Origin of the sequence: Streptomyces sp. 1222.5, from assembly GCF_900105245.1 — a bacterium.
Classification (GTDB): domain Bacteria; phylum Actinomycetota; class Actinomycetes; order Streptomycetales; family Streptomycetaceae; genus Streptomyces; species Streptomyces albidocamelliae.
In genome coordinates this window covers 1,631,873-1,655,946 of sequence record NZ_FNSZ01000001.1, presented here as the reverse complement: position 1 = coordinate 1,655,946, position 24,074 = coordinate 1,631,873, and the positions used below count along the sequence as shown (strand labels likewise).

The 24,074-nt window shown below is 72.6% G+C and carries 23 protein-coding genes; 17 read left to right on the top strand and 6 right to left on the bottom strand.

Annotation, left to right across the window (positions count from 1 at the left end; all coding sequences use genetic code 11):
- Positions 1-71 precede the first annotated feature (71 nt).
- Complete coding sequence (locus BLW57_RS07500) at positions 72-1,103, top strand: oxidoreductase (RefSeq protein ID WP_093473088.1); 1,032 nt, start codon at positions 72-74, stop codon at positions 1,101-1,103.
- Between the two features lie 35 nt (positions 1,104-1,138).
- Positions 1,139-2,779 carry an ABC-F family ATP-binding cassette domain-containing protein gene (locus tag BLW57_RS07495; protein ID WP_093473086.1) on the top strand — a complete coding sequence of 547 codons (1,641 nt, stop codon included), beginning with the start codon at positions 1,139-1,141 and terminating at the stop codon, positions 2,777-2,779.
- A gap of 151 nt (positions 2,780-2,930) precedes the next feature.
- Here BLW57_RS07495 and BLW57_RS07490 read toward each other — a convergent pair whose 3' ends face one another.
- Positions 2,931-5,336 (bottom strand): Tex family protein, encoded by a 2,406-nt coding sequence (locus tag BLW57_RS07490; RefSeq protein ID WP_093473085.1) that lies wholly within the window; start codon positions 5,334-5,336, stop codon positions 2,931-2,933.
- Positions 5,337-5,493: 157 nt separating this feature from the next.
- Positions 5,494-5,625 (bottom strand): LPFR motif small protein, encoded by a 132-nt coding sequence (locus BLW57_RS42170; RefSeq protein ID WP_256339419.1) that lies wholly within the window; start codon positions 5,623-5,625, stop codon positions 5,494-5,496.
- A 148-nt stretch (positions 5,626-5,773) separates the two neighbouring features.
- Here BLW57_RS42170 and BLW57_RS07485 point away from each other — a divergent pair, with 148 nt between their 5' ends.
- Both BLW57_RS07485 and BLW57_RS07480 read left to right on the top strand, forming a co-directional pair.
- Entirely contained in the window at positions 5,774-6,733 is a 960-nt protein-coding gene (locus BLW57_RS07485) for a GlxA family transcriptional regulator (protein WP_093480576.1), read from the top strand.
- Between the two features lie 54 nt (positions 6,734-6,787).
- Complete coding sequence (locus BLW57_RS07480) at positions 6,788-7,411, top strand: DJ-1/PfpI family protein (RefSeq protein WP_371127848.1); 624 nt, start codon at positions 6,788-6,790, stop codon at positions 7,409-7,411.
- Here BLW57_RS07480 and BLW57_RS07475 read toward each other — a convergent pair.
- Positions 7,398-8,153 carry an enoyl-CoA hydratase/isomerase family protein gene (locus BLW57_RS07475; protein ID WP_093473082.1) on the bottom strand — a complete coding sequence of 252 codons (756 nt, stop codon included), beginning with the start codon at positions 8,151-8,153 and terminating at the stop codon, positions 7,398-7,400. The genes BLW57_RS07480 and BLW57_RS07475 overlap by 14 nt on opposite strands.
- Before the next feature lie 280 nt (positions 8,154-8,433).
- Here BLW57_RS07475 and BLW57_RS07470 point away from each other — a divergent pair, with 280 nt between their 5' ends.
- A complete protein-coding gene (locus tag BLW57_RS07470; protein ID WP_093473080.1) occupies positions 8,434-8,931 on the top strand; it encodes an ATP-binding protein in 498 nt (165 codons plus the stop codon).
- A gap of 60 nt (positions 8,932-8,991) precedes the next feature.
- On the opposite strand, the gene idi is transcribed toward BLW57_RS07470, so the two are convergent.
- The 3 genes from idi to galE form a co-directional block, all read right to left on the bottom strand.
- The gene (gene idi / locus BLW57_RS07465) at positions 8,992-9,585 is read right to left on the bottom strand and encodes an isopentenyl-diphosphate Delta-isomerase (protein ID WP_093473079.1); all 594 of its coding nucleotides are present in this window, start codon (positions 9,583-9,585) and stop codon (positions 8,992-8,994) included.
- A gap of 176 nt (positions 9,586-9,761) precedes the next feature.
- Positions 9,762-10,703: a cation diffusion facilitator family transporter gene (locus BLW57_RS07460; protein ID WP_093473077.1), complete on the bottom strand. Its 942-nt coding sequence runs from the start codon at positions 10,701-10,703 to the stop codon at positions 9,762-9,764.
- Between the two features lie 130 nt (positions 10,704-10,833).
- Complete coding sequence (gene galE / locus BLW57_RS07455; protein ID WP_093473076.1) at positions 10,834-11,805, bottom strand: UDP-glucose 4-epimerase GalE; 972 nt, start codon at positions 11,803-11,805, stop codon at positions 10,834-10,836.
- Between the two features lie 266 nt (positions 11,806-12,071).
- On the opposite strand from galE, the gene BLW57_RS07450 reads away from it, so the two are divergent.
- The 12 genes from BLW57_RS07450 (at position 12,072) to BLW57_RS07400 (ending at position 24,024) form a co-directional block, all read left to right on the top strand.
- Positions 12,072-13,871 carry a DUF5941 domain-containing protein gene (locus BLW57_RS07450; protein ID WP_093473074.1) on the top strand — a complete coding sequence of 600 codons (1,800 nt, stop codon included), beginning with the start codon at positions 12,072-12,074 and terminating at the stop codon, positions 13,869-13,871.
- Positions 13,868-14,620 carry a phosphocholine cytidylyltransferase family protein gene (locus tag BLW57_RS07445; protein WP_093473073.1) on the top strand — a complete coding sequence of 251 codons (753 nt, stop codon included), beginning with the start codon at positions 13,868-13,870 and terminating at the stop codon, positions 14,618-14,620. The genes BLW57_RS07450 and BLW57_RS07445 overlap by 4 nt, the downstream gene beginning before the upstream one ends.
- Positions 14,608-15,669 (top strand): iron-containing alcohol dehydrogenase family protein, encoded by a 1,062-nt coding sequence (locus tag BLW57_RS07440; RefSeq protein ID WP_093473071.1) that lies wholly within the window; start codon positions 14,608-14,610, stop codon positions 15,667-15,669. Before BLW57_RS07445 ends, BLW57_RS07440 begins: the two co-directional genes overlap by 13 nt.
- Complete coding sequence (locus BLW57_RS07435) at positions 15,647-16,426, top strand: CDP-alcohol phosphatidyltransferase family protein (protein WP_073891479.1); 780 nt, start codon at positions 15,647-15,649, stop codon at positions 16,424-16,426. Before BLW57_RS07440 ends, BLW57_RS07435 begins: the two co-directional genes overlap by 23 nt.
- Positions 16,423-17,307 (top strand): glycosyltransferase family 2 protein, encoded by an 885-nt coding sequence (locus BLW57_RS07430; protein WP_093473070.1) that lies wholly within the window; start codon positions 16,423-16,425, stop codon positions 17,305-17,307. Before BLW57_RS07435 ends, BLW57_RS07430 begins: the two co-directional genes overlap by 4 nt.
- Positions 17,308-17,418: 111 nt before the next feature.
- A complete protein-coding gene (locus tag BLW57_RS07425; protein WP_093473068.1) occupies positions 17,419-18,348 on the top strand; it encodes an ABC transporter permease in 930 nt (309 codons plus the stop codon).
- Positions 18,341-19,120: an ABC transporter ATP-binding protein gene (locus BLW57_RS07420; protein WP_093473067.1), complete on the top strand. Its 780-nt coding sequence runs from the start codon at positions 18,341-18,343 to the stop codon at positions 19,118-19,120. Before BLW57_RS07425 ends, BLW57_RS07420 begins: the two co-directional genes overlap by 8 nt.
- Before the next feature lie 360 nt (positions 19,121-19,480).
- A complete protein-coding gene (gene hpnC, locus BLW57_RS07415) occupies positions 19,481-20,377 on the top strand; it encodes a squalene synthase HpnC (RefSeq protein ID WP_256339418.1) in 897 nt (298 codons plus the stop codon).
- Positions 20,374-21,336 (top strand): presqualene diphosphate synthase HpnD, encoded by a 963-nt coding sequence (gene hpnD, locus BLW57_RS07410; RefSeq protein ID WP_093473064.1) that lies wholly within the window; start codon positions 20,374-20,376, stop codon positions 21,334-21,336. Before hpnC ends, hpnD begins: the two co-directional genes overlap by 4 nt.
- Positions 21,336-21,464 carry a DUF6380 family protein gene (locus BLW57_RS43045; protein WP_371127778.1) on the top strand — a complete coding sequence of 43 codons (129 nt, stop codon included), beginning with the start codon at positions 21,336-21,338 and terminating at the stop codon, positions 21,462-21,464. The genes hpnD and BLW57_RS43045 overlap by 1 nt, the downstream gene beginning before the upstream one ends.
- Positions 21,461-22,888 carry a hydroxysqualene dehydroxylase HpnE gene (gene hpnE, locus BLW57_RS07405; RefSeq protein ID WP_093473062.1) on the top strand — a complete coding sequence of 476 codons (1,428 nt, stop codon included), beginning with the start codon at positions 21,461-21,463 and terminating at the stop codon, positions 22,886-22,888. Before BLW57_RS43045 ends, hpnE begins: the two co-directional genes overlap by 4 nt.
- Positions 22,888-24,024 carry a polyprenyl synthetase family protein gene (locus BLW57_RS07400; protein WP_073891465.1) on the top strand — a complete coding sequence of 379 codons (1,137 nt, stop codon included), beginning with the start codon at positions 22,888-22,890 and terminating at the stop codon, positions 24,022-24,024. The genes hpnE and BLW57_RS07400 overlap by 1 nt, the downstream gene beginning before the upstream one ends.
- Positions 24,025-24,074: the final 50 nt, after the last annotated feature.

Sequence of the window (24,074 nt, the reverse complement as noted above, 5' to 3'; positions counted from 1 at the left end):
ACGATAGGCCGTGTCCGGCCGAATATGTCATGCCGCGCTCACCCGCATCCCGGTGTGGGGATACTCACAGCATGTCTGCCGCATACGCGACCTTCGGTCTGGCACCGGCGATGCGCGCCGGCGATGTCCTCGCCGACGGCGGCTACCGCATCCACCGTGACTTCGTGGACTTCGTCGTGGACGGCCGTCCGCTGCTGTTCCGGCTGTCCGACCTGGACGCCGTCTCGCCGCTCGCCTCGGACGTCCCGCCCGCCATCTTCACCGCACAGGTGCGCGCCCTGCTGCTGGAGGCCGAACCTCCGCTGCCCGACGGCCGGTTCGTCATCTACGGCTGCCCCGAGTGCGAGGACCTGGCCTGCGGCGCGGTCACCGCCGTCATCGAGCGCGACGGCGAGGACTACGTCTGGCGGGACTTCGCCTGGCAGACCGACGACCACGCCGACCTGGAACGCAACGGCTACCACGGCATAGGGCCGTTCCGCTTCCGCGGCCCCGAGTACCGGGCGGCGCTCGGCGCCCTGACGGACGGCTCCGCCGCCCCCCGCCGCCGGGTGCTGCTGATCGGCGCGCGCGTCGCGGTCCTGGCCAGGCTGGCCGCCGCCCTGCGCACCATCGGCGTCGGCGCCGACATCACCCAGGACGCCCGGCAGGTACCCGCCGAGGAACTGCGCGGCTACGACGCCGTCGCCTTCGGGCGTGCCGTCGACGAGGCCGACCGGGCCGCCGTGCTGCGGGCGTTCGGCGAGGCAGGGGTCGAGGTGGCCGCGGTGGCGGGGCTCGCCCCGATCGTGCCGCTGCTCGTCGCGCAGATCGAGCACGCCCTGGACCGCAGCCCGCTTCGGCAACGCCGGCTGACGGGGCTGACCGCCACGGACGGCGCGGCCGAGATCGAGGTGACCTCCCCGTGCCGGGTCCGCGTCACCGCCCACCGCCTCGACCGGTTCCACCGCACCCACAGCCAGGACGTGTTCGACGGCACCCTGGAGCCCGGCCGGCACCGGGTCGACCTGGACCCCAGGGCGGTCAGGGGGGAGGCGTACGTCGTCGCCCGGACCTCCGGGGGCGTCCTCGCGGCGCCGGTGGGCCGGGGCGGGCGCGGCTGAGGCGGCGGCGCCCGGCCCATTAGGATCGGCGTCTGATGACTGCCACTCTCGTCGCCAAGAACCTCGCCGCCGGGCACGGCGACCGCTCCCTCTTCGCCGGGCTCGACCTCGTCGTCGCGCCCGGTGACGTGATCGGGCTGGTCGGTGCCAACGGTGCCGGGAAGTCCACCCTGCTGCGGCTGCTCGCCGGGCTGGTCACGCCCGAGCAGGGCGAGCTCCGGCTCTCCCCGCCGACGGCGGCCGTCGGCCACCTCCCGCAGGAGCCGGAGCGCAGGCCCGGGGAGACCGTCCGGGAGTTCCTGGCCCGCCGCACCGGCGTCGCCGAGGCACAGCGCGTGCTGGACGAGACCACGCAGGCGCTGGTGGACGGCGCGCCCGGCGCCGACGACGCCTACGCGATCAGCCTGGAGCGCTGGCTGGACCTCGGCGGCGCGGACCTGGAGGAGCGCGCGGAGGAGACCGCCGACTCCCTCGGCCTCGCCGTCGACCTGGACCAGCCGATGACCTCCCTGTCCGGCGGCCAGGCGGCCCGGGCCGGCCTCGCCTCCCTCCTGCTGTCCCGCTACGACGTCTTCCTGCTCGACGAGCCCACCAACGACCTGGACCTCGACGGCCTGGAGCGGCTGGAACGCTTCGTCACGGGCCTGCGCGCCGGCACGGTCGTCGTCAGCCACGACCGCGAGTTCCTCACCCGCACCGTCACCAAGGTCCTCGAACTCGACCTCGCCCAGGGGCAGATCAACCTCTACGGCGGCGGCTACGAGGCCTACCTGGAGGAGCGCGAGGTGTCCCGCCGGCACGCCCGCGACGACTACGAGGAGTACGAGGGGAAGAAGTCCGCCCTCGAGGACCGGGCCCGGATGCAGCGGGGCTGGATGGACAAGGGCGTGAAGAACGCCCGCCGCAAGGCCGGCAGCGACAACGACAAGATCGGCCGCAAGTACCGCAGCGAGGCCAGCGAGAAGCAGGCCGCCAAGGCCCGCCAGACGCAGCGCATGATCGAGCGCCTGGACGTGGTGGAAGAGCCCCGCAAGGAGTGGGAGCTGCGCATGGAGATCGCGTCCGCCCCGCGTTCCGGCGCGGTGGTCGCGACCCTGCGGGACGCCGAGGTCCGGCGCGGCGGCTTCACCTTCGGCCCGGTCTCGCTGCAGATCGACTGGGCGGACCGGATCGCGGTCACCGGAGCCAACGGCGCGGGCAAGTCCACCCTGCTGGGGGCGCTGCTGGGCCGGGTCCCGCTCGACTCCGGGCACGCGGCGCTCGGCTCGGGCGTCCTGGTCGGGGAGGTGGACCAGGCCCGCGGCCTCTTCCACGGCCCCGAGGCGCTGCTCGACGCCTTCTGCGCGGCCGTCCCCGACACCGAGCCCGTCGAGGTGCGCACCCTGCTCGCCAAGTTCGGCCTGAAGGCGGACCACGTGGTGCGTCCGGCCGCGACCCTCTCCCCGGGCGAGCGCACCCGCGCCGCCCTCGCGCTGCTCCAGGGCCGGGGCGTCAACCTCCTCGTCCTGGACGAGCCGACCAACCACCTCGACCTGCCCGCCATCGAGCAGCTGGAGTCGGCACTCGACGCCTACGAGGGCACGCTGCTCCTGGTCACGCACGACCGCCGGATGCTGGACGCGGTCCACGTGACCCGCCGCCTGGAAGTGGCCGACGGCAAGGTGACCGAGCGCTAGGACGCCGGGAGGGGGCCGAGGGGGCCCGGTGCGCCGGTACTCGCGCCCCGCGGGAAGTCGTCCGGGGGCGTCTCGGTGTCGGTGCGCCGCTGACCACGGGCGCCCGGAGGACGCCGAGGGGGCCGGAGCCGAGCGGCTCCGGCCCCTTTCGTCAGCGCTTCTTCGGATCCAGCAGGCCCGCGCGGCGCAGCGCGTCGGCCATCGCGCTGTTGGCCGGTGCCGGCGCCTGCCGCCCGCCCCGGTCGCCACCGCGGCCCTGCCGCTGCCCCTGACCGCCCTGGCGCTGGCCCTGGCCGCCCTGCCGCTGCTGGGGCGGCCGGGCACCGCCGCCGCGCTGCTGGCGGCCGCCGCCCTGGCCCTGCGGGGCTGCCTCGTCGTCCAGACGCAGGGTCAGCGCGATCCGCTTGCGCGGGATGTCCACGTCGAGGACCTTCACCTTGACGATGTCACCGGGCTTCGCGACGTCCCGCGGGTCCTTGACGAACGTCCGGGACATCGCCGACACGTGCACCAGTCCGTCCTGGTGGACGCCGATGTCCACGAACGCGCCGAAGGCCGCCACGTTCGTGACCACGCCCTCCAGGACCATCCCGGCGGACAGGTCGGAGATCTTCTCGACGCCCTCCTTGAAGGTGGCCGTCCGGAACGCCGGACGCGGGTCGCGGCCCGGCTTCTCCAACTCCTTGAGGATGTCCGTGACGGTCGGCAGACCGAAGGTGTCGTCCACGAAGTCGGCGGGCCGCAGAGAGCGCAGCACCCCGGTGTTGCCGACGAGGGAGGCGACCTCCTCGCCCGTGGCCTTCACCATGCGGCGCACCACCGGGTAGGCCTCCGGGTGGACGCTGGACGCGTCCAGCGGGTCGTCACCGCCGCGGATGCGCAGGAAGCCCGCGCACTGCTCGAACGCCTTCGGACCGAGCCGCGCCACCTTCTTCAGCCCCGAGCGGGACGTGAACGGCCCGTTGGCGTCCCGGTGCGCGACGATGTTCTCGGCGAGCCCGGACGAGATGCCCGACACACGCGCCAGCAGCGGCACGGACGCGGTGTTGACGTCCACGCCCACGCCGTTCACACAGTCCTCGACGACCGCGTCCAGCGAGCGGGACAGCTTCACCTCGGACAGGTCGTGCTGGTACTGGCCGACACCGATCGACTTCGGGTCGATCTTCACCAGCTCGGCCAGCGGGTCCTGCAGGCGCCGGGCGATCGACACCGCGCCGCGCAGCGACACGTCCATGTCGGGCAGCTCCTGCGAGGCGTACGAGGACGCCGAGTACACCGACGCGCCCGCCTCGGACACCATCACCTTGGTCAGCTTCAACGCCGGGTGCTTCTCGATGAGTTCGGCGGCGAGCTTGTCGGTCTCGCGGGACGCCGTGCCGTTGCCGATGGCGACCAGGTCGACCTTGTGCTCCTCGGCCAGCCGCGCCAGTCTGGCGATGGCCTCGTCCCACCTGTTCGCCGGGACGTGCGGGTGGATCACGTCCGTGGCGACGACCTTGCCGGTGGCGTCGACCACGGCGACCTTCACACCGGTACGGAAACCGGGGTCCAGGCCCAGCGTGGCGCGCGTGCCGGCCGGAGCCGCGAGCAGCAGGTCGCGAAGGTTCGCCGCGAAGACGTTCACCGCCTCGTCCTCGGCGGCCGTCCGCAGCCGCAGCCTGAGATCGATGCCCAGGTGGACGAGGATGCGGGTGCGCCAGGACCAGCGGACGGTGTCCGTCAGCCACTTGTCGGCGGGGCGGCCCCGGTCGGCGATCCCGAACCGGTGGGCGATGATCCCCTCGTACGAGGACGGCCCCTCGGTGGCCTCCTCCGGCTCCAGGACGAGGTCGAGGACCTCCTCCTTCTCGCCGCGCAGCATCGCCAGGATCCGGTGCGAGGGCAGGTCGGTGAACGGCTCGGCGAAGTCGAAGTAGTCGGCGAACTTGGCGCCGGCCTCCTCCTTGCCCTCGCGGACCTTCGCGGCCAGCCGGCCGCGCACCCACATCCGCTCGCGCAGCTCGCCGATCAGGTCGGCGTCCTCCGAGAACCGCTCGGCGAGGATCGCCCGCGCGCCGTCGAGCGCGGCCTGCGGGTCGGCGACGCCCTTGCCCGCGTCCACGAACGCGGCGGCGGCCGCCGCCGGATCGACCGACGGATCGTCCAGCAGGCCCTCCGCGAGCGGCTCCAGGCCCGCCTCGCGCGCGATCTGCGCCTTGGTACGCCGCTTGGGCTTGTACGGGAGGTAGATGTCCTCCAGACGTGCCTTGGTCTCGGCGCCGCGGATCCGCGCCTCAAGCTCCTCGGTGAGCTTGCCCTGCTCGCGCACCGACTCCAGGATCGCGGTGCGCCGCTCCTCCAGCTCCCGCAGGTAGCGCAGCCGCTCCTCGAGCGTGCGCAGCTGCGCGTCGTCGAGCATCTCGGTCGCTTCCTTGCGGTAGCGGGCGATGAAGGGCACGGTGGAACCGCCGTCGAGCAGTTCCACCGCGGCCCTCACCTGCCGCTCCCGTACGCCGAGCTCCTCGGCGATCCTGCCTTCGATGGATCCTGCTTCGATGGATCCGGGTGTCGTCACGATCCCGTACCGCCTTCTCCACTGAGGTTGCGCGGCAATTGTGGCAGGTGAACACCGCCGACCGGGGATCAGGGCGGCACGCGGCGGGGCGCGGGGCCCGGGCCGCGCCCGGCGCCCGCGACACCCGCGGCGGGGCGCCGGGCGCCGGGACCGCGACTCAGGCGCGGCTGCCGCGGGCGGTGGACGAAGCCCCGCCGAAGAGCCGGGCGACCGCCCGGAAAGGCAGCGTGACCACCGTGGCGATGGCCCCGCCGATCTGCCGCAGCACGTCTGCGATGGCACGGAACACGAAACTCTCCCTTCCGTCGACCGCCCGGTTCCGGTGACCGGGCGGCGGAGATCGGGTACCTCCGCCGCGGGCGCCGGAACCTCCCCGTGGCAGAAAAGGTGGGAAGGACGTCATTGCGGCCATGCGCGCGCCGCCGAAGAATCGGGACATGCCGCAGCGCACCCTTCTCCTCGTCCTCTTCGACGGCGTGCAGAGCCTCGACGTCACCGGCCCGCTCGAGGTGTTCGCCGGTGCCGAGCGGCACACACCGGGGACGTACCGCATCCGCACCGCGTCCCTGGACGGCGGCCCCGTGCGCGCCTCCAGCGGACTGACCCTCGTACCGGACGCGGCGCTCACCGAGGAGCCCGACCCGCACACCCTGCTGGTCCCGGGCGGTGAGGGCACACGCAGCCCCGACCCGCGGCTGACCGACTGGCTGCGCGCCCGCGGCCCGCGCGCGCGGCGCCTCGTCTCCGTCTGCACGGGCGCCGTCCTGCTCGCCGCCGCCGGACTGCTCGACGGGCGCCGCGCGACCACCCATTGGGCCCACTGCGACAGGCTCGCCCGCGACCACCCGGCCGTGCGGGTGGACCCCGAGCCGATCTACGTCCGCGACGGACACGTCTCCACCTCGGCGGGCGTGACCTCGGGCATCGACCTCGCGCTCGCTCTGGTCGAGGAGGACCTGGACCGCGACGTCGCCCTGGCCGTCGCCCGGCACCTGGTGGTCTTCCTGCGCAGACCCGGCAACCAGGCCCAGTTCAGCGCCCAGCTCGCCGCGCAGACCGCCCAGCGCGCACCGCTGCGGGAGGTCCAGCGGTGGATAACCGAGCACCCCGCCGGCGATCTGACGGTCGACTCGCTCGCCGCCCGCGCCCGGCTCTCACCGCGCCACTTCGCCCGCGCCTTCCGGGACGAGACTGGCACCACCCCCGGCCGCTACGTCGACCGGGTCCGCCTGGAGCACGCCCGTCGGCTGCTGGAGGACTCCGCCGACGGCATCGAGGAGATCTCCCGCGCCAGCGGCTACGGCACCCCCGAGGCCATGCGGCGCGCGTTCGTCCGCGCGCTCGGCACCCCGCCCGCCGAGTACCGCCGGCGCTTCCACCCGGCACCCGCCCACTGAAACCGCCCAATGAACCCGCCCACCGAACCCGCAGGAGAGTCCGTGCACATCGCCATGCTCGTCCACGACCGCTTCACCGCCCTGGACGTCGTCGGACCCTACGAGATCCTCAGCCGGCTCCCGGACGTCCGGCTCGACTTCGTCGCCGAGCGGCCCGGCCCCGTGCGCACCGACACCGGCTTCCTCGCCGTCACCGCGGACAAGTCCCTCGATCAGGTCCCGAGCCCCGACGTCGTGGTGGTGTGCGGCGGCCCCGGCACCTTCGAGCAGCTGGAGAACGCGGCCGTGCTGGACTGGCTGCGCGCCGTCGACGCGACGAGCACCTGGACGACCTCGGTCTGCTCGGGATCGCTCCTGCTCGGCGCCGCGGGGCTGCTCCGGGGCCGGCGCGCCACCTGTCACTGGGCCGCGCTCGACCTGCTGAAGGAGTACGGCGCCGAACCCACGGGGGAGCGGGTCGTCACCGACGGCCGGTACGTCACCGCCGCCGGCGTCTCCTCCGGCATCGACATGGGACTCACCCTGGTCGGCAGGATCGCCGGCGACGAACACGCCCAGGCTGTCCAGCTGCTGACCGAGTACGACCCGCAGCCGCCGTACGACGCGGGCTCCCCGCACAAGGCGCCCGCCCACCTGGTGGAGGAGTTCCGCACCGGGAGCCGCTTCACCCTGGCGTAGGCACGCTCCAGGTGAACTCCGGCCGCCTGCGCTCCAGGAACGCGGCCACGCCCTCCGCGGTGTCGCGGCTGCCGCGTGCCTGCGCCGTCCAGTGGGCGTCCCGGTCGGCTCGGCCGTCGGCGAACTCCTTGGCGGCGGCCTGGGTGAGCTGGGACCGCGACACCAGGATCCGGGTCAACTCGGCGACCCGCTCGTCGAGTTCCCCGCCCGGCAGGACCTCGTCGACCAGACCGGTGCGCAGCGCGCGCCCGGCATCGATCAACTCGGCCGTGAACAGCAGGTACTTGGCGGTGGCCGGCCCCACCAGGGACACCAGCCGCCGCGTGGACGACGACGGGTACACGACGCCCAGCCGCGCCGGTGTCACCCCGAACAGCGCGCCCTCCTCCGCCAGCCGCAGATCGCAGGCGGCCGCGAGCTGCGCGCCGCCGCCCACGCAGTGGCCGCGCACCACGGCCAGGACCGGCTTGGGGAACGCGGCCAGGGCCTCCTCGGCGGCCACCGCGAGCCCCTGCGCCTCCTCCGGCGACCCCTGGAGCGTGCTGATGTCCGCGCCCGCGCAGAACGTGCCGCCCTCCCCGGTCAGTACCAGCGCGCGGACGTCCGGGTCGTGCGCGAGACGGCCGAGCAGTGGTGGCAGCGCCCGCCACATCGCTGCCGTCATGGCGTTGCGCTTGGCCGGATGGCGGATGACCACGGTGGCGACGGAGTCGGTGACCTGGTACGACAGCTGGGGCTCCATGCGCCGGATGGTAGCCGCCGGGCGCGCCGGTGCGACGAGGGGCCCGTGGGCACGGCGCGCGTCACCGCCGCGGGCGGGAGGACCGAACGCCTACAACCCGAATAGTTCGCGAACCGGCGCGCGGGGGCCGTAAAACAGTCCCACCCGTACCCGTGTCATACGCAGTCGATCAGAAACCGCTCGATACCAGCTGACTTGTGTTCAGTCCGGCGGACCGGGGCGGATCGTTACCAACACTCGACGTGTGGTGACAATCGAGCGCGAGGGTGGCGACCGGACGATGGACAACCACGGGCGCGGGGACGGCCCGCGCCCAGCGGGGGACGCGGAACGGCCGGCCGACCCACTGCCCTACGAAGGGGTCTGGCGGTTCACCGCGCCCGCCGTGGACGCATCGGTCCCGCAGGCACGGCGAGCGGTACGGGACCTGCTGCTGCGCCAGGGCGTACCGGTCTCCGACGACCTGGTGCACGGCCTGCTGCTGATCGTCTCCGAACTGGTCACGAACGCGGTCAGGCACGCGGCGCTGCTGTCGCCGATGCTGGCCGTCGAGGTGGCCGTCGGGGCCGAATGGGTGCGCGTGTCCGTGGAGGACAACCACCCCTACCGTCCGACCGCGCTGGAGGCCGACCACGGCCAGACCGGCGGCCGGGGACTGCTCCTGGTCCGGGAGGTGACCCGGGAGGCGGGCGGGGTGGTCGACGTGGAGCACACGTCGAGCGGCGGCAAGGTGATCTGGGCGGCCCTGCCGCTCAAACCGGCGATGCTGTCCCAGTGACCGGGCCCGGCCGCGCGGCCGGGCCGGAGGGCCCCGGCCCTCCGGCACCGCCGGACGTCATCACCAGCCCGCGGACTGGCCCGTCAGCTCCCTGACGGCCGGGCGGGCCGCGTCCAGCACGGTCATGAACCAGGCCGAGAACGGGTCACGGGCGTGCCGCTCCGCGAGCTCGGCCGCCGTGACGAAGGCGGTCGAGGCGACCTCCTCCTCGTCCGCCGCGAGCGGCGACTGCACCAGGCCTACGAACAGATGGTTGAACTCCTGCTCCACCAGTCCCGAGGCGGGGTCCGGGTGGTTGTAGCGGACCGTGCCCGCCTCCGCCAGCAGTGACGGGGAGATCCCCAGTTCCTCGTAGGTGCGCCGGGCCGCCGCCGCGAACGGCGACTCGCCCGGGTAGGGGTGGCCGCAGCAGGTGTTGGACCACACACCGGGGGAGTGGTACTTGCCGAGGGCCCGCTGTTGCAGCAGCAGCCGGCCGTGCTCGTCGAAGAGGAACACCGAGAACGCGCGGTGCAGCTGTCCCGGCGGCTGATGAGCGGCGAGCTTCTCCGCCGTACCGGTCGTCACACCCTTCTCGTCGACCAGTTCCAGCAAAATCGCCTCTGCGGTGCCGTTCGACGAGCTGTGCGTCGCGGTGGCAGGTGTGATCGGCATACCCATCCTTCGCCTCGGTCTTCGCACCCCAAGTCTGCCGTACGAATCCGGCACTCCCGGCACTTCCCGGCACGTCCGCGCGCGGCGCGGCACCGGAAGTGGGATCCGATGGATCATCGTGCCCGGCGTTCGCCACCGGGAACCGTCCGGACATGCGTCGAACAGGAGTCCGAGCCTCAGTGGCAGAGCCGCGCCTCGTGCTCCGCGTGCCCGCCCGGCTCCAGCTGGAAGGTGCAGTGCTCCACGTCGAAGTGGTCGCCCAGGCAGCCCTGGAGTTCGTGCAGCATCTTCTCGTGGCCGATGGCGTTGAGCACCTCGGAGCTGACCACCACGTGGGCCGAGAGCACGGGCATGCCGGAGGTGATCGTCCAGGCGTGCAGATCGTGCACGTCCTCCACGCCGTCCAGCGCCAGGATGTGCGTCCGGACGTCCGCCATGTCGACACCCTTGGGGGCCGCCTCCAGCAGCACGTCGAGCGTCTCGCGCAGCAGTTTCAGCGTCCGCGGCACGATCATCAGCCCGATGACCAGCGAGGCGATCGGGTCGGCCGCCTGCCAGCCCGTGGTCAGGATCACGGTCGCGGAGATCAGTACCGCGACCGAGCCGAGGGCGTCCGCGGCCACCTCGAGGAAGGCGGCGCGCACGTTCAGGCTCTCCTTCTGCCCGCGCATCAGCAGGAACAGGGAGACCGAGTTGCCGACCAGGCCGAGCAGACCGAAGACGATCATCAGCCCGCCCCGGGTGTCGGCGGGCGTGACGAAGCGCTCGATCGCCTCGTACAGCACGTACCCGCCGACCACCAGCAGCAGCAGACAGTTGGCCAGCGCGGCGAGGATCTCGGCGCGGGCGAAGCCGAAGGTGCGGTTCGTACTCGCCGGCCGGTTCGCGAAGGCGATCGCGAACAGGGCCATGCCGAGACCTACCGCGTCGGTCGCCATGTGGGCCGCGTCCGCGACCAGCGCGAGCGAGTCCGCGACCAGGCCGCCGACGATCTCGACCACCATGATCGTGAGGGTGATGCCCAGCGCGATGCGCAGCCGGCCCCGGTACGCGACCGCGGCCGTACCCGTGGGCGGCGCGTGGGAGTGCGCGTGCCCGTGGTCGTGCCCTGCCCCCATGACTACCGCCTTCCGTGTGCGTCACGAGCCAGTGAACTACGGGTGGGGGGTATGGGGCAACGCGGCACTGAACACCGTTGTCATCTGCCCTGACCTGCGCAAACGATGCGCAGGTCAGGGCAGTGGTGGCTCATGTGCCGTGGTGCAGCTGCCAGCCCCGCCAGGCCGAGTCGATCATCTCCCGCACTCCGCGCCGGGCCCGCCAGCCCAGCGCCTCGGCGGCCCGCTCGGCCGAGGCGACCGCGCGCGGTGCGTCCCCCGGGCGGCGCCCCTCGACCACGGGCGGCCTGCGGTCCCCGGAGACCTCGCCGACGACGTCGATCAGCTCCCGCACCGAGACGCCCTCGCCCCGGCCGATGTTCAGCGTCAGATCACCCACCACGTCCCCGGACGCCAGCCGCCGCGCGGCCGCCAGGTGAGCCTCGGCGAGGTCGGCCACGTGGATGTAGTCCCGGACGCAGGTGCCGTCCGGCGTCGGGTAGTCGTCGCCGAAGATCCGCGGGGCCTCGTCGCGGGTGAGCCGGTCGAAGACCATCGGCACGATGTTGAAGACACCGGTGTCCGCGAGTTCCGGCGCGGCCGCGCCCGCCACGTTGAAGTACCGCAGACATACGGTGGAGATCCCGTGCGCACCACCTGCCGCCCGCACCAGCCACTCACCGGCCAGCTTGGTCTCGCCGTAGGGGTTCACCGGGGCGCACGGAGTGTCCTCGGTGATCAGCTCCACGTCCGGGTTGCCGTACACGGCCGCGGACGAGGAGAACACCAGCCGGCGGATGCCCGCGCCGGCGACCGCGTCCAGGAGCGTGGCCAGTCCGCCGACGTTCTCCCGGTAGTAGTGGGTGGGCCGGGCCACGGACTCGGCGACCTGCTTGCGGGCGGCGAGATGCACCACACCCGTCACGCCGTACTCCGCGAAGACCCGCTTCAGCCGCTCCCCGTCCAGCGTCGAGCCCTCGACGAGCGGGACCCCGGCGGGCAGCCGGGCGGGCACGGCGGCCGACAGGTCGTCCAGTGCCACCACGCTCTCTCCGGCGCCGGCCATGGCGTGTGCCACATGCGCCCCGATGTATCCGGCTCCGCCGGTGATCAGCCACGTCATGGTCGTCCACCCTATGCCGAGCCCGCCGGGTGTCCCGGTTGCCCTGGTCTGCCCCCCAGGGTTTGTGGGGCGGCCCCGGATCACCGATGATGATCGCGGCAAAGGACGGGGCAGCCCCCGTGGACCGGGCCGTGAACGGCCGGTGAACATGGGCTTCCGCCCATCCGATACCCTCTGCCGACATGCCGCCCGGGTCCCGCGGCCAAGGGCGCCCCACCACGCAGACGACCGGCGCCCGCGCGCCGACCCCCAGGGAGTGAGTTCGGTTGCCGACCGCCATCGTCACCGGTCAGCCGGTCCCCGGATCGTCGCTCGAGAGCGATCTGCGGTCCCTCGGCTTCGACGTACAGGTGGCAGCGGACGCCTCCGGGGCGGAGACCCTGCTCGCCGCCGCTCCCGCCGCGGACCGCGTGGCCGTGGTCGACGCCCGCTTCGTCGGTCACCTGCACGCCCTGCGCCTCGGCCTGACCGACCCGCGCTTCCCGCTCTCCGCCGTACCCGGCGCCGTCACCGCCCAGCCCGCCGCACGGCAGGCCCTCACCCGGGCGGTGGCCCGCGAGACCTCCGCCGGCGGCGGGACCGCCCTCGCCGTGGACAGCCTCGCCGAAGGCATCGTCACCGCTCTGGACGCCGACGGCGCCGAGGTGCACCGCCCCGAGCTGGGCAGCCTGGTCGCGGCCGTGCCGGACGACCCGCAGGCCCGCAACGAGGCACGGCAGGCCGTCGCCTCCGTGGACGACGAGGCCGTACGCCTGAAGTCCGCCGTGAAGTCCCGCGACGGCTTCTTCACCACCTTCTTCATCAGCCCCTACTCGCGCTACATCGCCCGCTGGTGCGCGCGCCGGGGCCTCACCCCGAACCAGGTCACCACCGCCTCGCTGCTCACGGCCCTGATAGCGGCCGGCTGCGCGGCGACGGGCACCCGCGTCGGCTTCGTCGCGGCCGGCGTGCTGCTGATCGCCTCCTTCGTGCTGGACTGCACCGACGGCCAGCTCGCCCGCTACGCCCTCAAGTACTCCACGCTCGGCGCCTGGCTGGACGCCACCTTCGACCGGGCCAAGGAGTACGCGTACTACGCCGGCCTCGCCCTCGGCGCCGCCCGCGGCGGCGACGACGTGTGGGCCCTGGCACTCGGCGCGATGATCCTGCAGACCTGCCGGCATGTGGTGGACTTCTCGTTCAACGAGGCCAACCACGACGCCACCGCCAACACCAGCCCCACCGCCGCCCTCTCCGACCGGCTCGACAGCGTCGGCTGGACGGTCTGGGTGCGCCGCATGATCGTCCTGCCGATCGGCGAGCGCTGGGCGATGATCGCCGTCCTCACCGCGGCCACCACCCCCCGCATCACCTTCTACGTGCTGCTGATCGGCTGCGCCTTCGCCGCGACCTACACCACGGCGGGCCGTGTGCTGCGCTCGCTGACCCGCAAGGCCCGGCGCACCGACCGCGCGGCGCAGGCCCTCGCCGACCTCGCCGACTCGGGTCCGCTCGCCGACGCCCTGCGGCGCCCGGCGAAGCGGGGCCTGCCCGGCCTCGCCGTCCCCGCCGTGGCCCTGCTCGGCGGCGCCGCCGTGGTGGCCTGCTCGGCCCTGGCCGGCCACGGCAGCGTGCTGCCCGTCGTCGGCGCCCTCGGTTACGTCCTCACCTCGGCCCTTGCCGTCGCCCGCCCCCTCAAGGGCGCCCTCGACTGGCTCGTCCCGCCGATCTTCCGGGCCGCCGAGTACGGCACCGTCCTCGCCCTCGCGGGCAAAGCGGGGGTGAACGGGGCCCTTCCCGCGGCTTTCGGCCTGGTGGCCGCCGTCGCCTACCATCACTACGACACGGTGTACCGCATCCGCGGGAACGCCGGCGCGCCGCCGGCCCGGCTGGTGCGCGCCATCGGGGGGCACGAAGGGCGGACGCTGCTCGTCACCGTCCTGGCCGCGGTGCTCACCGCCTCGCAGTTCAAGGTCGCGCTCACGGTGCTCGCCGTGGCCGTCGCCCTGGTGGTGCTCGTCGAGAGCATCCGCTTCTGGGTGTCCGCTGGGGCGCCCGCCGTACACGATGAAGGAGAACCCGCATGATCGGCCTCGTGCTGGCGGCAGGCGCCGGACGGCGACTGCGCCCCTATACCGACACCCTTCCCAAGGCTTTGGTGCCGGTGGGGCCCGCGGGCGCGGAGGACTCGATCACCGTGCTCGACCTGACCCTCGGCAACTTCGCCGAGATCGGTCTGACCGAGGTCGCGATCATCGTCGGCTACCGCAAGGAGGCCGTGTACGAGCGCAAGGCGGCCCTGGAGCAGAAGTACGGCCTCAAGATCACCCTGATCGACAACGACAAGGCCGAGGAGTGGAACAACGCCTACTCCCTGTGGTGCGGCCGTGACGCCCTCAAGGACGGTGTGATCCTCGCCAACGGCGACACGGTCCACCCGGTCTCCGTCGAGAAGACGCTGCTCGCCGCCCGCGGCGAGGGCAAGAAGATCATCCTTGCCCTCGACACCGTGAAGTCCCTCGCGGACGAGGAGATGAAGGTCGTCGTCGACGCCGAGAAGGGCGTCCGCAAGATCACCAAGCTGATGGACCCCGCCGAGGCGACCGGCGAGTACATCGGCGTCACCCTGATCGAGGGCGACGCCGCCCTCGAACTGGCCGACGCGCTGAAGACGGTCTGGGAGACGGACCCGCAGCAGTTCTACGAGCACGGCTACCAGGAGCTGGTGAACCGCGGCTTCAAGATCGACGTGGCACCGATCGGTGACGTCAAGTGGGTCGAGATCGACAACCACGACGACCTCGCCCGGGGACGGGAGATCGCGTGCCAGTACTGACCCGGCTGATCCCCTCGCCGGTCGTCGTCGACATCCGCCCGGGTGCCCTCGACGACCTGGCGGGCGTCCTCGCCGACCAGCGCATCTCGCACTCCGGCCGGCTCGCGGTCGCCGTCAGCGGCGGCTCCGGCGCCAGGCTGCGCGAGCGGATCTCGCCCTCGCTGCCCGGCGCCACCTGGTTCGAGGTCGGCGGCGGCACCCTGGACGACGCCGTCCGGCTGGCCGGCGAGATGCAGTCCGGCCGTTACGACGCGGTCGTCGGCCTCGGCGGCGGCAAGATCATCGACTGTGCGAAGTTCGCCGCCGCGCGCGTGGGCCTGCCCCTCGTCGCCGTCCCCACGAACCTCGCCCACGACGGTCTGTGCTCGCCGGTCGCCACCCTCGACAACGACGCGGGCCGCGGCTCCTACGGCGTGCCCAACCCGATCGCGGCCGTGATCGACCTGGACGTCATCCGCGAGGCCCCGGCCCGCTTCGTGCGCGCCGGTATCGGCGACGCGGTGTCCAACATCAACGCGATCGCGGACTGGGAGCTGGCCAACCGGGTCAAGGGCGAGCAGATCGACGGTCTGGCCGCCGCCATGGCCCGGCAGGCCGGCGAGGCGGTGCTCCGGCACCCGGGCGGCATCGGGGAGAACGGCTTCCTGCAGGTGCTCGCCGAGGCGCTGGTCCTCACGGGCGTCGCGATGTCGATCTCGGGCGACTCCCGGCCCGCCTCGGGCTCCTGCCACGAGATCAACCACGCCTTCGACCTGCTCTTCCCGAAGCGGGCTGCCGCCCACGGCGAGCAGTGCGGCCTCGGTGCGGCCTTCGCGATGTACCTGCGCGGGGCGCACGAGGAGGCGGCGTTCATGGCCGAGGTGCTGCGCCGGCACGGGCTTCCGGTGCTTCCGGAGGAGATCGGCTTCACCGTGGACGAGTTCGTCCGGGTCGTGGAGTTCGCCCCGGAGACCCGGCCCGGCCGGTACACGATCCTCGAACACCTCGCCCTCGAAACCCATCAGATCAAGGACGTCTACGCCGACTATGTCAAGGCCATCGGTAGCTGAACTCCGTCCGGTCGTCCACCCCGCGGGGGTGAAGGACCGGCGCAGCGGTGAGCACTGGATGGGGCGCCTCTACATGCGAGAGGTCTCCCTGCGGGTCGACCGCTACCTGGTCAACACCAGGGTCACGCCCAACCAGCTCACGTACCTGATGACCGTCTTCGGCGTGCTCGCGGCCCCGGCACTCCTGGTGCCGGGGATCCCGGGTGCGGTGCTCGGCGTGGTGTGCGTCCAGATGTACCTGCTGCTGGACTGCGTCGACGGCGAGATCGCGCGCTGGAAGCAGCAGTACTCGCTGAACGGCGTCTACCTGGACCGGGTCGGCGCCTACCTGACCGACGCCGCGGTCCTCGTCGGCTTCGGTCTGCGCGCCGCCGACCTGTGGGGCAGCGGCCGTATCGACTGGCTGTGGGCCTTTCTCGGCACACTGGCCGCGCTCGGCGCCATCCTCATCAAGGCCGAGACCGACCTCGTCGGCGTCGCCCGCCACCAGGCCGGCAAGCCGCCGGTGCAGGAGGCCGCCGCCGAGATGCGCACCTCCGGCATGGCGCTGGCCCGCCGCGCCGCCGCCGCCCTGAAGTTCCACCGGCTGATCCTCGGTATCGAGGCGTCCCTGCTGATCCTGGTCCTGGCGGTCGTCGACCAGGCCCGCGGCGACCTGTTCTTCTCCCGGCTCGGCGTCGCGGTGCTGGCCGGCATCGCGCTGCTGCAGACCCTGCTGCACCTCGTGTCCATCCTCGCCTCCAGCAGGCTGAAGTGAGCGCGGCCCTGCGCGTCGGCGCCGTCGTCATCACCATGGGCAACCGGCCCGAGGAGCTGCGCGCCCTGCTCGACTCGGTCGCCAAGCAGGACGGCGACCGCGTCGAGGTGGTGGTCGTCGGCAACGGCTCGCCCGTCCCGGACGTCCCCGAGGGCGTGCGGACGCTGGAGCTGCCCGAGAACCTGGGCATCCCCGGCGGCCGGAACGTCGGCATAGAGGCCTTCGGCCCCGGCGGTCGCGATGTCGACATATTGCTCTTCCTCGACGACGACGGCCTGCTCGCCCGGCACGACACCGCCGAGCTGTGCCGCGAGGCGTTCGCCGCGGACCCCGAGCTCGGCATCGTCAGCTTCCGTATCGCCGACCCCGAGACCGGCGAGACCCAGCGCCGGCACGTGCCGCGGCTGCGCGCCTCCGACCCGATGCGCTCCTCCCGGGTCACCACGTTCCTCGGCGGCGCCAACGCCGTCCGCACCCGCGTGTTCGCGGAAGTCGGCGGCCTCCCGGACGCATTCTTCTACGCCCACGAGGAAACCGACCTGGCATGGCGGGCCCTCGACGCGGGCTGGATGATCGACTACCGGTCCGACATGGTGCTGTACCACCCGACGACCGCGCCCTCGCGGCACGCGGTCTACCACCGCATGGTCGCCCGCAACCGGGTCTGGCTCGCCCGCCGCAACCTCCCCGCCCCCCTGGTCCCGGTCTACCTCGGGGTCTGGCTGCTGCTCACGCTGCTGCGCCGCCCCTCCCGGCCGGCCCTGAAGGCCTGGTTCGGCGGCTTCCGGGAGGGCTGGAGCACCTCGTGCGGCCCCCGCCGTCCGATGCGCTGGCGCACTGTGTGGCGGCTCACACGACTGGGCCGCCCTCCGGTGATCTGACAAGCTCGACGTGAGAGGCCGCGACGCGTCGACCGGTCGTGCCGCTCGTGAACGCGTCCGCCGAGGAGGCGGCGCGCAAGCAGTTGAACCCGAAGACGAAAGTTTCCACCTGTGAGTGAGACCACGCACGACGGCACGGTCGCGGTGACCGCGGCCCCGTCGCCCGACGAGGGACTGACGCCGGCCGACCTCGCCGCGAAGTACGGGCTCTCGGTGAGCGGTGCCCGGCCCTCGCTCGGCAGTTACGTCCGTCAGCTGTGGGGGCGCCGCCACTTCATCCTCGCCTTCTCGCAGGCGAAGCTGACGGCGCAGTACAGCCAGGCCAAGCTCGGCCAGCTGTGGCAGGTGGCGACCCCGCTGCTGAACGCGGCGGTCTACTACTTCATCTTCGGCGTCATCCTGCACGCCAGCCGGGGCATGTCCAAGGACGTGTACATCCCGTTCCTGGTCACGGGCGTCTTCGTGTTCACGTTCACGCAGAGCTCGGTGATGACCGGCGTCCGCGCGATTGCCGGCAACCTGGGGCTGGTACGCGCCCTGCACTTCCCGCGCGCCTCGCTGCCCGTCTCCTTCTCGCTGCAACAGCTGCAGCAGCTGCTCTTCTCGATGATCGTGATGTTCCTCGTGGCCATCGGCTTCGGCAGCTACCCCGGCCTGTCCTGGCTGCTGATCGTCCCGGTGCTGGCGCTGCAGTTCCTGTTCAACACCGGGCTCGCGCTGATCGTGGGCCGCATGGGCGCCAAGACGCCGGACCTCGCCCAGCTGATGCCCTTCGTCCTGCGCACCTGGATGTACGCCTCCGGCGTCATGTTCTCCATCAGCACGATGATGGAGGGCCGCCCCGAGTGGATCGTCCGGCTGCTCCAGGTCAACCCGGCCGCGGTCTACATGGACCTGATGCGGTTCGCCCTGATCGACGGATACGGTTCCTCGAACCTGCCGCCGCACGTGTGGGCCATCGCCCTGTTCTGGGCCGTGGCCGTCTTCGCGGGTGGCTTCGTGTACTTCTGGAAGGCGGAGGAGCGGTACGGCCGTGGCTGAGCAGAACATCCAGGACCGGCGCCCGACGGTCATCGCCGACGACCTGCACATCGTCTACCGGGTCAACGGCGCCAAGACCGGCAAGGGCAGCGCGACCGCCGCGCTGAGCCGCATCGTCAAGCGCGGCGAGGAGCGCGGGGTGCGCAAGGTGCACGCCGTGCGCGGCGTCTCCTTCATCGCCTACCGCGGCGAGGCCATCGGCCTCATCGGCTCCAACGGCTCCGGCAAGTCCACCCTGCTGCGTGCCATAGCCGGCCTGCTGCCCGCCGAGAGCGGCAAGGTCTACACCGACGGCCAGCCCTCGCTGCTCGGTGTCAACGCGGCCCTGATGAACGACCTGACGGGCGAGCGCAACGTCATCCTCGGCGGTCTCGCGATGGGCATGTCCCGGGAGCAGATCAAGGAGCGCTACCAGGACATCGTCGACTTCTCCGGGATCAATGAGAAGGGCGACTTCATCACCCTGCCGATGCGCACCTACTCCTCCGGCATGGCGGCCCGGCTGCGGTTCTCCATCGCCGCCGCCAAGGACCACGACGTCCTCATGATCGACGAGGCCCTCGCCACCGGCGACCGTAAGTTCCAGAAGCGCTCCGAGGAGCGCATCCGGGAACTGCGGAAGGAAGCCGGAACCGTCTTTCTGGTGAGTCACAACAACAAGTCCATCCGCGACACCTGCAACCGCGTGCTGTGGCTGGAACGCGGCGAACTGCGTATGGACGGGCCCACCGAAGAGGTCTTGAAGGAATACGAGAAGTTCACGGGCAAGTAGCCCCTTTCGGCCAGGGCCCCGCCGGCAACCGTCCGGCGGGGCCCTGCGTCTGCAAAGGAAACGTCAACTCCGCCTGGCGCTAGGAATCTTGGCGCCAATCGGTGTGTTCTTGTGATGCGCAGGACACCCCGACGGACCTTGCTGCGCTGTACAACGTAAGCTGTACCGGTGCCGGAAAGCGGCAAGTGGGGCGATAATGCGCGACACCCTCTGATGGGGCGCTCCCGCGGATTGCCGGGCGGCGTGTCCGAAATAGTGTGTATTGGGTCGGCAGTGTAGAACGGGAGATGTGACGGCAATGGCTACGGAAACTCCCCAGCTCAACGCAGCATGTGCCGTCCCCGCGCCAGGCAGCGCCCGGTGACGGCCGGCGACACGGCGCCGGATCTGGAACGCGCCACCCTGGACAAGGCCACGAGCGAGAACTTCCCCGTGGCCCCGTTCTTCCTGCCCAGGGCCTGGCGCGACGACCTCATGGCCGTCTACGGCTTCGCCCGCCTCGTGGACGACATCGGCGACGGCGACCTGGCCCCCGGCGGGGGCGACGCCCGCGTGCTCGGCGTGTCGGCCACCGACGCCGAGGACCGCCTCGTCCTGCTCGACGCCTTCGAGACCGACCTGCGCCGCGTCTTCGACGGCACCCCGCGCCATCCGCTGCTGCGCCGCCTCCAGCTCACCGTCCGCCGTCGCTCCCTCGCCCCCGAGCCGTTCCTCGGGCTGATGGCCGCCAACCGCCAGGACCAGCTCGTCCGCCGCTACGAGACCTACGACGACCTCCTCGCCTACTGCGAGCTGTCCGCCAACCCCGTGGGCCGCCTCGTCCTCGCCGTCACCGGCACCGCGACCCCCGAGCGGATCCGGCGGTCCGACGCCGTCTGCACCGCGCTGCAGATCGTGGAGCACCTCCAGGACGTCGCCGAGGACCTCGGCCGCGACCGGATCTACCTGCCCGCCGAGGACATGAAGCGCTTTCACGTGCAGGAAACGGATCTCGCCGCGAAAACCGCGAGCGCATCGGTGCGCGCCCTGGTTGCATACGAAGGTCAACGCGCCCGCGATCTGCTGAATGAAGGCGCCCCCCTGGTGGGTAGCGTCAACGGCAGGCTGAAGCTGCTGCTCGCGGGGTTCGTGGCGGGGGGAAGGGCGGCGATCCGGGCGATCGCCGCCGCCGAATACGACGTACTTCCCGGCCCGCCCCGACCCGGCAAGGTCCAGCTGCTGCGTGAGGCGGGCGCGATCCTGCGAGGAGAGGGGTGATCCGGACCGTGGATTCTCCGCCGCACGTGTCCGCTCCGGTACTCGCCGCGTACAGCTACTGCGAGGCCGTCACCGGGCAGCAGGCCCGTAACTTCGCCTACGGCATCCGGCTGCTGCCGACGGCGAAGCGCCGCGCCATGTCGGCGCTGTACGCGCTTTCCCGGCGGGTGGACGACATCGGCGACGGCGACCTGGCCGACGAGGTCAAGGTGGCACGGCTCGACGACACCCGCGCGCTGCTCGCCCGCGTCCGCGCGGGCGAGGTCAGGGAGGACGACACCGACCCGGTGGCCGTCGCCCTCACTCACGCCGCACGCGCTTTCCCCATCCCGCTCGGCGGCCTCGACGAGCTGATCGACGGCGTCCAGATGGACGTGCGCGGGGAGACCTACGAGACCTGGGACGACCTGAAGGTCTACTGCCGGTGTGTCGCCGGTGCCATCGGCCGGCTCTCGCTCGGCGTGTTCGGCACCGAACCGGGGGCGCGCGGCGCCGAGCGGGCCTCCGAGTACGCCGACACCCTCGGACTCGCGCTGCAGCTCACCAACATCCTCCGGGACGTCCGGGAGGACGCCGAGGGCGGCCGTACCTATCTGCCCGCCGACGACCTCGCCAAGTTCGGCTGCTCGGCCGGGTTCGACGGACCGACCCCGCCGGAGGGCTCCGACTTCGCGGGCCTCGTGCACTTCGAGGTGCGGCGCGCCCGGGCGCTCTTCGCCGAGGGCTACCGGCTGCTCCCCATGCTCGACCGGCGCAGCGGCGCCTGCGTGGCCGCCATGGCGGGCATCTACCGCCGGCTGCTGGACCGCATCGAGCGCGACCCGGAGGCCGTCCTGCGCGGCCGGGTCTCACTGCCCGGACACGAGAAGGCGTACGTCGCCGTGCGCGGCCTCTCCGGTCTCGACGCCCGGCACGTGACCCGCCACGCCTCCTGGCGGACCGTCAGGAGGCGCACCTGATGGACCCGAGCGAACCGGCGGGGATGCGGCACGCAACCCTCCGCTGCGGCGTGGCGTCCCTGACTGCGACGACCGGGCGTGCACCGTTCAACCAGCACGCCCGGCACGCACGGAAGGACGCACGATGAGCGACGGCTCATGCCCCGCACAGGAGCACGACGGCACCCCGCAGGCCCCGGGCCGCAGTGCCGTCGTGGTCGGCGGCGGCCTCGCGGGCATCACCGCGGCGCTCGCACTCGCCGACGCGGGCGTCCGCGTCACCCTGCTCGAAGGCAGACCCCGGCTCGGCGGCCTCGCCTTCTCCTTCCGGCGCGGCGAGCTGACCGTCGACAACGGCCAGCACGTGTACCTGCGCTGCTGCACCGCCTACCGCTGGTTCCTCGACCGGATCGAGGGCGCGGCCCTGGCGCCCCTGCAGGACCGCCTGGACGTGCCCGTCGTCGACGTCGCCCGTCCCGAAGGGCGCCGGCTCGGCCGGCTGCGGCGCGACCCGCTGCCCGTCCCCCTCCACCTGGGGCGCAGCCTGGCCGCCTATCCGCATCTCTCGCTCGTCGAGCGTGCCGCCGTGGGCCGGGCCGCGCTCGCGCTCCAGGGGCTCGACCCCGCCGATCCGGCCCTGGACACCCAGGACTTCGGCAGCTGGCTGGCCGCGCACGGCCAGTCGGCACGCGCCGTCGAGGCCCTGTGGGACCTGGTCGGGGTCGCCACCCTCAACGCGGTCGCGGGCGACGCCTCGCTGGGACTCGCCGCGATGGTGTTCAAGACCGGCCTGCTGTCCGACCCGGGCGCGGCCGACATCGGCTGGGCCCATGTCCCGCTGGGCGAACTGCACGACCGGCTGGCCCGCAAGGCGCTCGACTCCGCGGGCGTGCGTTCCGAGGTCCGTACACGCGTCACCTCCATCTCCTCCAACGAGAACGGGAGCTGGAACGTTCAGGTTCCCGGCGAGACGCTGCACGCCGACGCCGTCGTCCTCGCCGTACCCCAGCGCGAGACCCACGACCTGCTGCCGCCCGGCGCCCTGGACGACCCGGGGCGGCTGCTCGACATCGGCACCGCGCCGATCCTCAACGTCCACGTCGTCTACGACCGCAAGGTGCTCGCGAAGCCCTTCTTCGCCGCCCTCGGCACCCCCGTGCAGTGGGTCTTCGACCGCACCCACGCCTCGGGGCTGCGCACGGGCCAGTACCTCGCGCTGTCCCAGTCGGCCGCCCAGGACGAGATCGACACACCGGTCGCCGACCTCCGCGACCGCTACCTGCCCGAGCTGGAGCGGCTGATCCCCGGCACCCGGGCGGCCGTGGTGCAGGACTTCTTCGTGACCCGGGAGCGCACGGCGACGTTCGCCCCCACCCCCGGCGTCGGGCGGCTGCGGCCCGGCGCCCGCACCAAGTCCCCCGGCCTGTACCTGGCCGGAGCGTGGACCGCCACAGGGTGGCCCGCGACCATGGAGAGTGCGGTCCGCAGTGGAGTGAGCGCGGCCGACGCCGCGCTGAGCGCCCTGGGCCGGCCCCGCCCCCGCCACCTCTTCGAGTTCGAGGAGGCGGCCTGATGCCCGGTCTGGAGCATGCGGCAGGCCCCCGCACCCCCGGTACCGCAACAAGAGGAGAGACTGTGCCCACTGTGCCCCCGGCCTCGAAGCCCGCTCCACGGGCCGCGGTGGACGTGACCGCGCTGCTGGAGCGCGGCCGGACCCTGGCCACCCCGGTCCTGCGTGCGGCCGTGGACCGCCTGGCGCCTCCGATGGACACCGTCGCCGCCTACCACTTCGGCTGGATCGACGCGGCCGGCAACCCGGCCGACGGAGACGGCGGCAAGGCCGTACGGCCCGCGCTCGCCGTGCTCTCCGCCGAGGTCACCGGTGCCGCGCCCGAGGTGGGCGTCCCCGGCGCCGTCGCCGTCGAACTCGTCCACAACTTCTCGTTGCTGCACGACGATCTGATGGACGGCGACGAGCAGCGCCGCCACCGCGACACCGTCTGGAAGGTGCACGGCCCCGCCCAGGCGATCCTGGTCGGCGACGCCCTGTTCGCCCTCGCCAACGAGGTCCTGCTGGAGCTCGGCAGCGTCGAGGCCGGCCGCGCCACCCGCCGGCTGACCACCGCCACCCGCGCCCTGATCGACGGTCAGGCCCAGGACATCTCCTACGAGCACCGCGACCGGGTCAGCGTCGAGGAGTGCCTGGAGATGGAGGGCAACAAGACCGGCGCCCTGCTCGCCGCCTCCAGCTCCATCGGCGCCGTCCTCGGCGGCGCCGACGACGCCACCGCCGACGCGCTGGAGAAGTACGGCTACCACCTCGGCCTCGCCTTCCAGGCCGTCGACGACCTCCTCGGCATCTGGGGCGACCCGGAGTCCACCGGCAAGCAGACCTGGAGCGATCTGCGCCAGCGCAAGAAGTCCCTGCCGGTGGTGGCCGCCCTCGCGGCCGGCGGCCCGGCCTCGGAGCGGCTCGGCGAGATCCTCGCCGCCGACGCCAAGAGCAGCGACTTCGAGAACTTCTCCGAGGAGGAGTTCGCGGCACGCGCGGCCCTCATCGAGGAGGCCGGCGGCCGCGAGTGGACCGCCGGGGAAGCACGCCGCCAGCACGTCATCGCCGTCGAGGCCCTCGACGCCGTCCACATGCCCGACCCGGTGCGGGCCTCCTTCACGGCACTCGCCGACTTCGTCGTCGTACGGAAGAGATGATCGCCATCGGTTCGACACGCCTCGCTTAGTCGCCGGCCGGTGCCTCCCGC

Bases quoted from the DNA above. Each gene is read 5' to 3' on its own strand.
- BLW57_RS07500 (WP_093473088.1), top strand. From the start codon at position 72: ATGTCTGCCGCATACGCGACCTTCGGTCTGGCACCGGCGATGCGCGCC.
- BLW57_RS07495 (WP_093473086.1), top strand. From the start codon at position 1,139: ATGACTGCCACTCTCGTCGCCAAGAACCTCGCCGCCGGGCACGGCGAC.
- BLW57_RS07435 (WP_073891479.1), top strand. From the start codon at position 15,647: ATGTCAAGGCCATCGGTAGCTGAACTCCGTCCGGTCGTCCACCCCGCG.
- hpnE (WP_093473062.1), top strand. From the start codon at position 21,461: ATGAGCGACGGCTCATGCCCCGCACAGGAGCACGACGGCACCCCGCAG.
- BLW57_RS07445 (WP_093473073.1), top strand. From the start codon at position 13,868: ATGATCGGCCTCGTGCTGGCGGCAGGCGCCGGACGGCGACTGCGCCCC.
- idi (WP_093473079.1), bottom strand. From the start codon at position 9,585: ATGCCGATCACACCTGCCACCGCGACGCACAGCTCGTCGAACGGCACC.
- BLW57_RS07470 (WP_093473080.1), top strand. From the start codon at position 8,434: ATGGACAACCACGGGCGCGGGGACGGCCCGCGCCCAGCGGGGGACGCG.
- BLW57_RS43045 (WP_371127778.1), top strand. From the start codon at position 21,336: ATGGACCCGAGCGAACCGGCGGGGATGCGGCACGCAACCCTCCGCTGC.
- BLW57_RS07480 (WP_371127848.1), top strand. From the start codon at position 6,788: ATGCTCGTCCACGACCGCTTCACCGCCCTGGACGTCGTCGGACCCTAC.
- BLW57_RS07485 (WP_093480576.1), top strand. From the start codon at position 5,774: ATGCCGCAGCGCACCCTTCTCCTCGTCCTCTTCGACGGCGTGCAGAGC.
- BLW57_RS07475 (WP_093473082.1), bottom strand. From the start codon at position 8,153: ATGGAGCCCCAGCTGTCGTACCAGGTCACCGACTCCGTCGCCACCGTG.
- galE (WP_093473076.1), bottom strand. From the start codon at position 11,805: ATGACGTGGCTGATCACCGGCGGAGCCGGATACATCGGGGCGCATGTG.
- BLW57_RS07460 (WP_093473077.1), bottom strand. From the start codon at position 10,703: ATGGGGGCAGGGCACGACCACGGGCACGCGCACTCCCACGCGCCGCCC.
- BLW57_RS07400 (WP_073891465.1), top strand. From the start codon at position 22,888: ATGCCCGGTCTGGAGCATGCGGCAGGCCCCCGCACCCCCGGTACCGCA.